The 12,978-nt window shown below is 68.4% G+C and carries 8 protein-coding genes; all 8 read left to right on the top strand.

Annotation, left to right across the window (positions count from 1 at the left end):
- The first annotated feature begins 378 nt into the window (after positions 1-378).
- Entirely contained in the window at positions 379-2,877 is a 2,499-nt protein-coding gene (locus AC1G9L_RS10520) for a methyl-accepting chemotaxis protein (RefSeq protein WP_019799141.1), read from the top strand.
- Between the two features lie 271 nt (positions 2,878-3,148).
- Positions 3,149-3,652, top strand: coding sequence for a hypothetical protein (locus AC1G9L_RS10515; protein WP_481070966.1), 504 nt, complete (start codon positions 3,149-3,151; stop codon positions 3,650-3,652).
- The gene (locus AC1G9L_RS10510; RefSeq protein ID WP_019799143.1) at positions 3,649-5,856 is read left to right on the top strand and encodes a methyl-accepting chemotaxis protein; all 2,208 of its coding nucleotides are present in this window, start codon (positions 3,649-3,651) and stop codon (positions 5,854-5,856) included. Before AC1G9L_RS10515 ends, AC1G9L_RS10510 begins: the two co-directional genes overlap by 4 nt.
- Positions 5,857-5,915: 59 nt before the next feature.
- Complete coding sequence (locus AC1G9L_RS10505) at positions 5,916-6,698, top strand: flagellar brake protein (protein WP_029562131.1); 783 nt, start codon at positions 5,916-5,918, stop codon at positions 6,696-6,698.
- 121 nt (positions 6,699-6,819) lie between these two features.
- Positions 6,820-7,314 (top strand): chemotaxis protein CheW, encoded by a 495-nt coding sequence (locus AC1G9L_RS10500; protein WP_010343304.1) that lies wholly within the window; start codon positions 6,820-6,822, stop codon positions 7,312-7,314.
- Positions 7,315-7,489: 175 nt separating this feature from the next.
- Positions 7,490-7,870 carry a hypothetical protein gene (locus AC1G9L_RS10495; RefSeq protein ID WP_244667628.1) on the top strand — a complete coding sequence of 127 codons (381 nt, stop codon included), beginning with the start codon at positions 7,490-7,492 and terminating at the stop codon, positions 7,868-7,870.
- A 100-nt stretch (positions 7,871-7,970) separates the two neighbouring features.
- Positions 7,971-10,352, top strand: a complete 2,382-nt coding sequence (locus AC1G9L_RS10490) for a methyl-accepting chemotaxis protein (protein WP_481070964.1) — start codon at positions 7,971-7,973, stop codon at positions 10,350-10,352.
- 165 nt (positions 10,353-10,517) lie between these two features.
- The gene (locus AC1G9L_RS10485) at positions 10,518-12,743 is read left to right on the top strand and encodes a methyl-accepting chemotaxis protein (protein WP_481070962.1); all 2,226 of its coding nucleotides are present in this window, start codon (positions 10,518-10,520) and stop codon (positions 12,741-12,743) included.
- Positions 12,744-12,978 lie beyond the last annotated feature (235 nt).

Genomic DNA, 12,978 nt, shown 5'->3' with positions numbered 1-12,978 from the left:
CCCGCAGACCGCCGCCGTTCACGGCATCTCGGCAGGTCGACGCATTCCGGAACCGTGCCGTCATCCGCGGATCGCACAATACCCTGCATCGCAGCTGCATCCGTGCGGCGTGGCGCCACGTATGTTTGGCCCAGTGTGTCCTCACGCAGGCGCTACGACCCTGATGACCGTTTAACTCGCTCGGATCACAGATTCAATTTTTGTCTAACGCCGCCGCTAAAGATTTGCCCGATTCGGTCGAGCCCCGGCGATCACGCCGCAGGCACGCGTTCCAGCCGGGCGAAGCTCGACGACGGTCCGCTCCACCCTGCATTCCCATGGCCTGCGCTCCCCCCCGGAACGCAGGCCTTCTTTCGCTCTTCCTCCGAGACCCGCGCAATGAAGTCGCACTCCGCGAACCACGCCGCTCCGCCCGCCTCCGAACGCCGCTCCCGTTTGCGGATCTGGCACGACCTCCCCATCGCGCGCAAACTCAGTCTGATCGGGGTCCTGGCCCTGATCGGCCTGGTCATTCCGCTGCTGCTGTACACCCGCACGCTCAACGACGGCGTGGAGGTCAGCCGCGCCGAGTTGCGCAGTTATGCGCCACTGCGGCAGATGCTGACGCTGCTGGCGGCCTTGCAGGAAGAGCAGGTCGGCACCGGCGCCGATGCGGCGCAGGCGCGAGTGACCGCGGACCGGGCGCTGGGCGAACTGCAACGGACCGTGCCGGCCCTCCCCGGCTTCGACCGCAGCACGGCGGCGCTGGCGCAGCTGCAGCAGACCTTGCAGACCAGGCGCAACGACTTCGCGGCGGTCGCCGACAAGGCCGACGACGCGCTGGACGCCCTGCGCGACGACAGCCAACTGGTCTACACCCCCTATGTGGAGAGCTACCACCTGGTGGTCAGCAGCCTGATCTACGCCCCGGTGACCAGCCAGACCCTGACCCGACTGGACGCGATGCCCGATCCGTCCCAGGCAGGCACGGAGACCCCGATCCTGCGCGCCCAGATCGGCGAGTTGGCACGCAACCAGGCGCGCCTGCGACATGAACTGAAGAAGGCCCTTGGCCTGCTCGAGCAGCAGGATCCGGCGCTGACCCAGGCGGTGAGCAACGAAGCCGCCGTCGCCGACCGCGCCCTGCCGCAACTGGCGCAGGCCCTGGACAGCGGCGGCGCCGACGCCGACCAGCGCTGGAACGCGGCCCTGCACGGCTGGGACGAGGCCCTGCATGGCCTGAGCGCCACCGCCTTGCAGGCGCTGCAGCGCCAGTCGCAGCGGCATCTGGACGCGTCGCTGCAGGCGATGTGGTCCGCGGCGGCCGGGCTCGGCGTGTTGACCCTGCTGATCGCGGCGATCTGTGCGCACACGCTGATCACGCTGACCCGCAATGTGCGTCGCGCTGCCGGTGTCGCCGCCGACATCGCCGAAGGCCGCCTCGACGCCCGCATCGTGGTGCCCAGCCGCGACGAAAGCGGACGGCTGCTGGCCGACATGCAGCGCATGCAGCAACAGCTGCGCGAAGTGCTGGCCGCACAGACCGAGATGGCGCGGCGCCACGACGTGGGCCAGACCAGCTACCGCATGGACGAAAGCAGCTTCCCCGGCGACTACGGGCGCATGGTCCGCGACAGCAACGCGCTAGCCGCCGCGCATATCGCGGTGACCGAGCGCCTGGCGCAGATCATGGGCCGCTACGCCATCGGCGACCTGTCCGAGGACATGGATCGGCTGCCCGGCGAGAAGGCCCGCCTCACCGAGACGATGGACACGGTCAAGCACAACCTGACCGCGATGAACACCGAGATCAAGCACCTGGCCGGCGCCGCGGCGGCCGGCGACTTCAGCGTGCGCGGCGATGCCGAACGCTTCCAGTACGACTTCCGGCTGATGGTCGACAGCCTCAACCAGCTGATGGCCACCGCCGACGGCAACCTGCAAGCGCTGTCCGCCTTGCTGCAGTCCATTGCCGCCGGCGACCTGACCGCGCGCATGCACGGCCAGTTCCAGGGCGTGTTCGCCACCATGCGCGACGACGCCAACGCCACCACCGAACAACTGGCCGCGATCGTCGCGCGTATCCAGACCGCCGCGATCAGCATCAACGGCGCCGCCGCCGAGATCGCCACGGGCAACGACGATCTGTCGCGCCGCACCGAGCAGCAGGCCGCCAATCTGGAGGAGACCGCCGCCTCGATGGAGGAACTGACCTCCACCGTCAAACAGAACGCCGAGCGCGCGCGCGACGCCAACCGCCTCGCCGCCGGCGCGGCCTCGGTCGCCTCGCAAGGCGGCGACGTGGTCGGCCAGGTGGTGCAGACCATGAGCGGGATCGAGACCTCTTCGAAGAAGATCGCCGACATCATCAGCGTCATCGACGGCATCGCGTTCCAGACCAACATCCTGGCGCTCAACGCCGCAGTGGAAGCCGCGCGTGCCGGCGAACAGGGCCGCGGCTTCGCCGTGGTGGCCAGCGAAGTGCGCACCCTGGCCCAGCGCTCGGCCAACGCCGCCAAGGAGATCAAGGGCCTGATCGACGAGTCGGTCGGCCGCGTCGCCGAAGGCTCGGCGCTGGTCGAGCGCGCCGGCACCACCATGCAGGAGATCGTGACCTCGGTGCAGCACGTCACCGACATCATCGGCGAGATCGCTGCGGCCTCGCAGGAGCAATCGTCCGGCATCGAGCAGGTCAACCGCACCGTCACCCAGATGGACGAGAGCACCCAGCAGAACGCCGCACTGGTCGAGGAAGCCACTGCGGCCGCGCGCTCGATGGAGGAACAGGCCGGGCAACTGCGCCAGGCGGTGGCGGTGTTCAAGGTGGAAGCGCAGACATCACCGCTGCGCCCGTCGGCGGTGTCGGCCGCACGCAGGCCGGCGGACGCCTTCGCCTGAGTCCACGCAGGCAGTGGCGCGAGCACAAACGCCACCTGTCGCGCCCAGGCCTCGGCCCCCCACGCCAAGACCTCACCCACACACCACTCGGCCGCGGACCAGTTCCGCAGCCGAGCGGGTTTCTGGCACTGCGCAGCAAGTTTTTCGCGAGATGCGCACATCAGCGTCGTTACCACCACGTGAATTGTGATGACTGCCACCTTAAGGAACGATAGGTGCTGTCGATAACGTGAGCAGCCGGTGAGTACCGGCGTCGCGCTGGCTGTTTCCCATGCAGGCACTCTCCGCCACGACGCACCGCTCGCGACATTTCGCCCGCGTGCCATGGGGACTGTTGCTGCTGGTGCTCTGGAGCATCTGGGCGGCCACCCGGTTGGTGGCACTCGCCACCCCGCCACCGGCCGACAGTGCCGACGCCATCCGCACACGCCTGCTGGCGTTCGCCCCCGCCGCCCTGCCCTCCGGCCAGGCCGTTGCGTTTCGCCTGCGCGTGGCCGGCTGTGCCTGCGCCGCACCTGCGGCCCTCGCGCTGCCGGGCATCCACAGCGTGGACCTGCGCGACCGCCCGGCGCCGCTGGCGCTGCCGTATGCGCTGATCGTGTTCGATGCGCATGCGCGCCTGATCTACGCCGGTCCGGCGCAACTGGCCGGATGCGGCACGTCGATCGCCGCCGCCGCGCTGATCCCACGCTTGCTGGCCAGCGCCGATACCTCGCCGCTGATCTCTCCTGTCCAGTGCAGCTGTCCCACCGACTCCAAGGAGCCCCTTGCATGAGCGCCTCGCCTACCCAAGGCCACTTTCTCGTCGGCAACGAGCGCTACGTCTACCTGCAGAAACTGGCGGCGCAGGCCGACCGGCTGTTCGTGGCGGTGTCCGTCGTGGCCACGCTCGCCAGCCTGGCCGCCGCCTGGCACGAGGCCGCGTGGACACCATGGCTGGCGGTCAGCCTGCCGACCCTGGCGGTCGTTGCCCTGCAGGTGAAGCTGTACCCCGGCAGCCTGTTGAGCCGCTGCACCGTGGCGCTGGGCCTGATGGTGCAGGCCGCCGTGCTGATCCAGCAGTCCGGCGGCATGGTCGAGGTGCACTTCGGCGTGATCCTGCTGATCGCGCTGCTGCTGTACTACCGCGACTGGCGCCCGATCGTGGTCGCCGCCGCGGCGATCGCCGTGCATCACGTGCTGTTCTTCTGGCTGCAGCACCGCGGCCTGCCGGTGCTGGCATTCACCGCCGACGCGGGCATCGGCATCCTGGTCATCCATGCGCTGTACGTGGCCGTGGAAACGGCGATCCTGGTGCCGATGGCGGTGCAGATGCGCCGGCAACTGCTGGACGTGGGCCACGATCCGCACGACCTGGCGCAGGCCGCGCGTGCGATGGCCCAGCAGCAGCCGCTGTCGGCGGCGATCCGCGCGCTGGACCTGCCGGAAGGGTCCATCGCCCACACCCTGGTGGCGGCCAACGCGCAGTTGCTGCGCAGCCGCGAGCAGGACAGCGAGGCGCAGCGCGAGACCCTGCGCATCCGCACCGCGCTGGACGACGTCACCACCAACGTGATGATCGCCGACGCCGAGCGCCGCATCGTCTACGTCAACCGGCCGCTGCTGCAGATGCTGAGCGACGTGCAGGACGACCTGCGCCGCGACCTGCCGCAGTTCGATGCCAGCGACCTGCTGGGCAAGACCATCGACGTGTTCCATCGCCATCCCGAGCACCAGGCGCGCATGCTCGCCGAGCTGAAGGGCACCCACCGCGCGCAGATCCGCGTCGGCGGCCACACCATGCGCCTGATCGTCAATCCGGTCACCGACGCGACCGGCAACCGCCTGGGCTTCGTGGTGGAATGGGCCGACCGCACCGAGGAAGTGGCGGTGGAAGAGGAAATCGCCGGTATCGTGCGCGGCGCGGTCGCCGGCGACCTGGGCGGGCGCATCCGCCTGGACGACAAGCACGGCTTCCTGCTGCAGCTGGGCGAACAGATCAACGCCATGCTCGCCGCCGGCGCCTCCGGCCTGGGTCACATCCAGCAGATGCTGCGCGCGCTGGCCCAGGGCGACCTGTCGCGGCGCATCGATGCCGACCTGCAGGGCGTGTACGCGAACATGAAGGACGACGCCAACGCCACCGCCGAGCAACTGTCGGCGATCGTGCGGCAGATCCAGGGCGCGTCGGATGCGATCAACACCGCCGCCGGCGAGATCGCCGCCGGCAACGAGGACCTGTCGCGCCGCACCGAGCAGCAGGCGGCCAGCCTGGAAGAGACCGCCGCGTCGATGGAAGAACTGACCTCCACCGTCAAGCAGAATGCCGAGCATGCGCACCAGGCCAACCAGTTGGCGGTGGGTGCGGCGGCCGTCGCCTCGCAAGGCGGCAGCGTGGTCGGTCAGGTGGTCGCCACCATGAGCGGCATCGAGACCTCCTCGAAGAAGATCGCCGACATCATCTCGGTCATCGACGGCATCGCGTTCCAGACCAATATCCTCGCGCTCAACGCCGCGGTCGAGGCCGCCCGTGCCGGCGAACAGGGCCGCGGCTTCGCCGTCGTGGCCAGCGAGGTGCGGGTGCTGGCGCAGCGCTCGGCCGGTGCCGCCAAGGAGATCAAGGACCTGATCGACGATTCGGTGACCCGCGTGGCCGAAGGCTCGGCGCTGGTCGACCAGGCCGGCAAGACCATGCAGGAGATCGTGAGCTCGGTGCAGCGCGTCACCGACATCATGCGCGAGATCGCCTCGGCCTCGCAGGAGCAGTCGGCCGGCATCGAGCAGGTCAACCAGACCGTCGCGCAGATGGACGAGGCCACCCAGCAGAATGCCGCACTGGTCGAGGAAGCCAGCGCCAGCGCCCGCTCGATGGAACAGGAAGCCGGCGCACTGGCGCGCGCCGTGGCATCCTTCACCCTGGAGCAGCGCCCGCCGCTGGGCGCCAGTGCCACAGTCGGCAACGTGCGTCCGGTCTACAAAAACGCCGTGCTCAGCCGATAGCATGCGTGGGGCGGGCCGACGCGCGCCGCCTCACCCACCACCAGTACGCATTGTCCACCATGGCCGAAGGCATCCCCAGCGACTCCCCTGTCCCGTCTTCGCCGGAAGAAGAAGTGGAGGACGATCGTTTCCTGCTGACCAAGCCCCGGCAGATCCGCCAGTTGCTGCAGTCGCTGATCCAGCAGCGTTCGCAGGTCAGCGCCCACGTCGGCGGCCGCGACCAGGCCTTCTCGACCGCGCTGCTGGACCTGGACGAGGACAGCCTGTTGCTGGACCTGAGCGTCAACGAAGCCTCCAACCGCGCCGCCGAGCAGGCCGAGTACCTGCTGTGCTTCGCCCAGTTGGACAAGGTGCGGGTACGTTTCCGCATCGAATCCCCGCAGCGCACCGACGACGACGGCCAGCCGGGCTTCCGCGCCGCGCTGCCGGAATCGCTGTACTACCTGCAGCGGCGCGAGCATTTCCGCCTGGAGACCCCGATCACCGACTCGCCGCTGTGCGTGCTGCGTTTCGAGGACGATGAGGGCAAGGTGGAACTGAAGCTGCGCGTGGTGGACATCAGCGGTGGCGGCCTGGCCGTGGCCCTGGTGCAGGGCCAGCCCATGCCGCAGCTGCAGCAGAGCTACCCCAACTGCGTGCTGCAGTTGCCCGATGCCGATGCCATCCGCCTGACCCTGCAGGTCTGCAACATGTATGTCTGCAAGCTGGCCAACGGCCAGGACACGCTGCGCGTGGGCATGCGCTTCCAGGACCTGCCGCGCGGTGCCGACGCGGCGATCCAGCGCTACGTATTCCGCATCGAACGCCAGCGCAGCGCCCGCAAGAGCGGCGTGCTTTCCTGAATGCCGGCAGCGGCACCCCGTTCCGGGCCTAAAGTTCGCCGCCACCGCGCCGATCTAGCATCAGAGTCGCGCTTTCCCCTTACGCCACCACCCGCAATCCCGTGCGCACCAGGAGCACACGATGAACGACAAGACCAGCTCCACCTCCGACGCCACTGGCGGCGAATTCCTCAGCTTCACCCTCGGCGAAGAACACTACGGCGTGGATATCCTCAAGGTGCAGGAAATCCGCGGCTACGATTCGGTCACCCGGGTCCCGGACGCCCCCGAGTACATCAAGGGCGTGATCAACCTGCGCGGTACCATCGTGCCGGTCATCGACCTGCGCCTGAAGCTGCGCCTGAAGGAAGCCCGTTACGACGCCTTCACCGTGATGATCGTGCTCAACGTGGAGAACCGCGTGGTCGGCATCGTGGTCGACAGCGTCTCCGACGTGATCCCGCTGAACCAGGAGCAGATCCGTCCGACCCCCGAGTTCGGCGCCGCGGTCGACACCCGCTTCATCTCGGGCATCGGCACCCAGGACGACAAGATGTTGATCCTGCTGGATATCGAGACCCTGCTCGACAGCGCCGAGTTCGGCCAGCAGCACGCCCACGTCGACGAAGCCGCCTGACGCGGCCTGCGCCGCCGGGCTGTAGACGAAACCCGCCGCCCGGCGGGTTTTTTATTGAAATGCGAACTGTTTATCACTTGTGAGAATCAAGTTAACCGGTTTCAGGCCGATAGCTGAAGAGTGGCCGGCATCACACGGCCCTCACTTCATCCCCCCGCCCTCAAGGAGTCGTTCCATGAAACCGAGCTTTCCCATGCTGCTGGTCCTGCTGCTCGCCGCCAGCCCCAGCACCTTCGCCCAGTCCCAGCAGATGATCCCGCCGGAGATGGCCACCCGGTTCGTCGGCAAGGACGGCATGGTCTGCGGCAAGGTCGAGAAAGCCAAGTACGCACAGAACTCCGAGGGCGAGCCGACCTTCCTGTACATGGGCGGCATGTTCCCGCGCCACACCTTCTCCGCCCGCATCGCCGGCGCCGACCGCAGCAAGTTCGGCTTCCCGCCGGAAACCCTGGAAGGCAAGGACGTGTGCGTGATCGGCAAGATCGAGCGGGACAGCTCGCGCGCCGAAATCCAGGTCAGCGCGCCGTCCAGCCTGAAGCTGGCCACCATCAAGTAAGCCCCGGCGCCGCCGTGCTGGACCCGTGCATGCGGTCCGGCGCGGCGGCGTTTGCCGTTCTTGCCCTTGTCGCCCCCTCCGAATTACGGGAAACGCGCTCATGCAGTGGATTAAAGATCTCAAGGTGATGCCCAAACTGATGCTGGCGTTCGGCGTCGTGCTGGCGTTGATGCTCATCCAGGGCGTGGCCGCCTATCGCGGTCTGCACTCGCTCAATGGCGTGGCCAGCAACGTGTCGGCGCAGGTCGTGCCGAGCGTGCGCACCGGCGGCGAAATGCGCGGCATCCTCGGCGAGTACCGCAATGCGGCCTACCAGAGCCTGATCCGCAGCAGCGATGCGCTGAAGAAGGAATCGGCCGCGCGCAAGGTCGCGCTGAAGAAGCAGATGGACCAGATCCTGGCCCAGTATCCGCCCAAGATCGGCAGCCCGCAGGAAAAGACCATCTACGAGCGTCTGGTCGCCGACTGGAAGAAGGCCAGCGCCTCCTACCAGTCCGTCGACGAGATGCTGCAGCTCGACCTGCACGACGACGCCATCGACACCTTCACCGGCGAGACCCGCACCCTGCACAACAAGGTGGTGGACGACGTCGTCGCCCTGATCGCCGAGAACGACCGCCAGGCCAAGGCCGCGGCCGATGCCGCCAGCGGCACCTACAGCAAGGCCTCCGCGACCCTGTTGATCTGCCTGCTGATCGGCCTCGGCGCGGCGGTCGGCCTGGCCGTCCTGTTCGGGCGGATGCTGGCCAACAGCGTGCGCGATGCGGTCAAGGTGGCCAGCGACGTGGCCGGCGGCAAGCTCGACGGGCATATCGACGCCAACGGCAAGGACGAATTCGGCGAACTGATGCAGGCGCTCAAGCGCATGCAGCAGGACCTGCGCGGGCGCATCGAGCGCGACGCCGCGGTGGCTGCCGAGAACCTGCGCATCCGCACCGCGCTGGACAATTCCTCGACCGGCATGTTCATCGTCGACCTGGACTACAACATCGTCTACGCCAACCCCTCGATGCAGGGCCTGACCGACAAGTACGCCGAGCAGATCCACTCGGTGGCGCCGGCCTTCGATTCGAGCCTGCCGCTGGTCGGCTCGCCGGTCACCGTGCTGGAGTACGGCAACCAGCACGATCCCAAGACCCTGTCGGAGCTGGAAAAGAAGGGTGTGATGGAACGCGAGATGGCCTACGTCGACGCACGCATCGCCCAGACCATCACCGCCATCCGCGACCAGCACGGCACCCACATCGGGTTCGTCTGCGAATCGCGCGACCGCACCCTGGAAGCGCAGGTCGAGCAGGAAGTGGCCAAGATCGTGCGCGAGGCCGCCGCCGGCGACCTCAGCGGGCGCGTCGGCCTCGACGGCAAGCACGGCTTCTTCCTGCAACTGGCGCAGCAGCTCAATGGCCTGCTGCAGGCCAATGGCGACAGCATCGGCGAAGTGTCCAAGCTGCTGACCTCGCTGTCGCAGGGCGACCTCACCGCGCGCATGCACGGCGACTTCAAGGGCGTGTTCGCGACCATGCGCGACGACGCCAATGCCACCGCCGAGCAACTGGCGGCCATCGTCGGCCGCATCCAGCAGGCGGCCAACGCGATCAATGCCGCGGCCGGCGAGATCGCTGCCGGCAACGACGACCTGTCGCGCCGCACCGAGCAGCAGGCCGCCAACCTCGAAGAGACCGCGGCCTCGATGGAGGAACTGACCTCCACCGTCAAGCAGAACGCCGAACACGCGCGCCAGGCCAACCAGCTGGCCGCGGGTGCGGCCTCGGTGGCCTCGCAGGGCGGCGACGTGGTCGGCCGGGTGGTCGAGACCATGAGCGGGATCGAGGCGTCCTCGAAGAAGATCGGCGACATCATCTCGGTCATCGACGGCATCGCCTTCCAGACCAACATCCTGGCACTCAACGCCGCAGTGGAAGCCGCGCGTGCCGGCGAACAGGGCCGCGGCTTCGCCGTGGTCGCCAGCGAAGTGCGTACCCTCGCCCAGCGCTCGGCCAACGCCGCCAAGGAGATCAAGGGCCTGATCGACGCGTCGGTCGGCCAGGTGGCCAATGGCTCGACCCTGGTGCGCCAGGCCGGCCAGACCATGACCGAGATCGTCGCCTCGGTGCAGCGCGTTACCGACATCATGGGCGAGATCGCCGCCGCCTCGCAGGAGCAGTCGGCCGGCATCGAACAGGTCAACCAGACCGTCACGCAGATGGACGAGACGACCCAGCAGAACGCCGCCCTGGTCGAGGAAGCCACCGCCGCCGCCCGCTCGATGGAAGAGCAGGCCGGCCAGCTGACCGAAGCCGTGTCGATCTTCCGTGTCGAGCAGTCGGCACAGGCCGTGGCGACGCATGCCCCGCACGCGGTGGCCACGCCGAAGCCGGCACCGGTGGCGAAGAAGCCGGCGGCCGTCGCTCCCGCCAAACCCGCCGTGCGCGCCCGCAAGGCCGAACCGGCGCTGGCCGATTCGGACTGGCAGGAATTCTGAGGCCGGCCCAGCCTGTCGCAGCGTTTCCCATCCCCGGCCTTCGCGCCGGGGATTTTTTTGTGGCCGCGTCGACGCGAGGATTGTCTACATCGCGCCGCACGGCGCACTCAACTTCTTCCCTGCCGCGGCCGTTAAAGCCTAGTGAACACTCCAAGGACCACGTCCATGTCGTCTCGCTCACTGCTCACCCGTCTCTCGGATCTGCCGCTGCGCCGCAAGTTCCTGTGGCAGACCGTGTTGTTGGGTGCCGGCATCGTCCTGCTGTCGGTGATCGCCGCGCGGATGCAGTACCTGGACATCCGCAATACCCGCGAGCAGGCGCTGAAGGGACAGATCGAACTGGCGCTGGGCGTGGTACGCGCCTATGCCGCGGAAGTGGACAAGGGCAGCATGCCGCTGGAGGAAGCGCAACGCACCGCCCTGCGCACGCTGGAGTCGATGCGTGCCCGCGACGGCGTGGATTACTTCTACGTGCACGACATGCATCCGACCATGCTGATGCACCCCACCCGCAAGGACCTGGTCGGCAAGGACATCGGCCAGGTGCTCAGCGCCGACGGCAAGCCGGTGTTCCGTGAGTTCGTGAAGGTGGCCGAGGCCGGCGGCGGCTACGTCGACTACCTGTGGCCCAAGCCCGGCAACGACAAGCCGGTGGAGAAGGTCTCCTACAACGCGCCGTTCGCGCCCTGGCACTGGGTGATCGGCACCGGCGTCTACATGGACGACGTGCAGGGGCAGGCCTTGATCTTCACCGGCGTCATGACCCTGGCCGGCGGCATCCTGGTGCTGCTCACCTTCGGCATCAACTGGCTGATCGGCAGCTCCGTGCTGCGCCCGGTAGCGCGCAGCCTGGACGCGATCCGCGCGGTGTCGCGTGGCGATCTCAGCGTGCGCATCGACAATCCCGGCCGCGACGAGACCGGCCAGATGCTGGGCGCCACCGGCGAGATGATCCGGATGCTGGAGCGCTTCTCCAACGAGACCGCACGGATGGCGGTGCTGCACGCCGACAAGGACATGTCCCACCGCATGCCGGAGGATTTTCCCGGCGTGTACGGCGACCTGGCCGCGAGCATCAACCGCATGATGTTCGAGCACCTGGACGCGATCGTCGATGCCATCGCCGTCCTCAACGAATACGCCAACGGCGACCTGCGCCGCGACGCCCGCCGCCTGCCCGGCAGCCGCGCGGTGCTGCACGAGTCGATGGACGCGGCCAAGGCCAGCCTGCTGGCGATCAACACCGAGATCAAGCGCCTGGCCGCCGCGGCCGCAGCCGGCGACTTCAGCGTGCGCGGCGACGCGGCGCGCTTCCAGCACGACTTCCGACTGATGGTGCAGGACCTCAACGCGATGATGGAGGTCAGCGACCGCAACCTGGGCAAGCTGTCCACGCTGCTGCAGGCCATCGCCGCCGGCGACCTGAGCGCGCGCATGCACGGCGAATTCCACGGGGTGTTCGCGCGGATGCGCGAGGATGCCAACACCACCGCCGACCAGCTTGCCGACATCGTCGGCCGCATCCAGGCCGCGGCGCGCAGTATCCACGGCGCCACCGCCGAACTGGCCACCGGCAACGAGGACCTGTCGCGCCGCACCGAGCAGCAGGCCGCCAACCTCGAGGAGACCGCCGCGTCGATGGAGGAGCTGACCTCCACGGTCAAGCAAAACGCCGAGCACGCGCGGCAGGCCAATCAGTTGGCGGTGGGCGCCGCCTCGGTGGCCTCGCAGGGCGGCGACGTGGTCGGCCGGGTGGTCGAGACCATGAGCGGCATCGAGGCCTCGTCGAAGAAGATCGCCGACATCATCAGCGTCATCGACGGCATCGCCTTCCAGACCAACATCCTGGCGCTCAACGCCGCGGTGGAAGCGGCACGCGCGGGCGAACAGGGCCGCGGCTTCGCCGTGGTCGCCACCGAAGTGCGGACGCTGGCGCAGCGTTCGGCCAACGCCGCCAAGGAAATCAAGACGTTGATCGACGAGTCGGTCGGTCGCGTCAGCGAGGGCTCGGCCCTGGTCGACCAGGCCGGCCGCACCATGAGCGAGATCGTGACCTCGGTGCAGCGCGTCACCGACATCATCGGCGAGATCGCCGCGGCCTCGCGGGAGCAGTCGATGGGCATCGAGCAGGTCAGCAGCACCGTGGCGCAGATGGACCAGGCGATCCAGCAGAACGTCGCCGTGGTCGAGGAAGCCGGCGCCTCGGCACGGGCGCTGGAAGAGCAAGGCCGCCGGCTCGGCGAGGCGGCGGCGGTGTTCCGGCTGGACGCGGCGCCGGCCGGCGCGGACGGCGGCGCGGGCACCGCGCCCCCGGTAACGGCACGCACCACCACACGGCAGGCGCCGCTGCGGCTGGTCCGCACGGCCGGCCCGACCGTCGGGGCCGATTGAGCGCCAATACCGCTGCGATAGGAACAATCACGCGACGCGCGAGGATTCGCCCCCTGGCGCGGTTCAAGCAATCGCCGCACGAGTCGATAACAGGATCACGCTCCGTGATCCGCGCATGACATCGCCGGGTCACGACCGCGACCGTTCAGGGAGCACGTGATGTCTAGCCTTCGCCATCCACCATCAGCCAGCCTCCCGTGGCGAGGCCGCGTCGCCGCATGCACGCGCAGTCCCG

The organism is Xanthomonas sp. NCPPB 1132 (assembly GCF_056629235.1).
The sequence above is the reverse complement of the archived record's forward strand: the minus strand, read 5'-3'. Positions and strand labels throughout refer to the sequence as shown.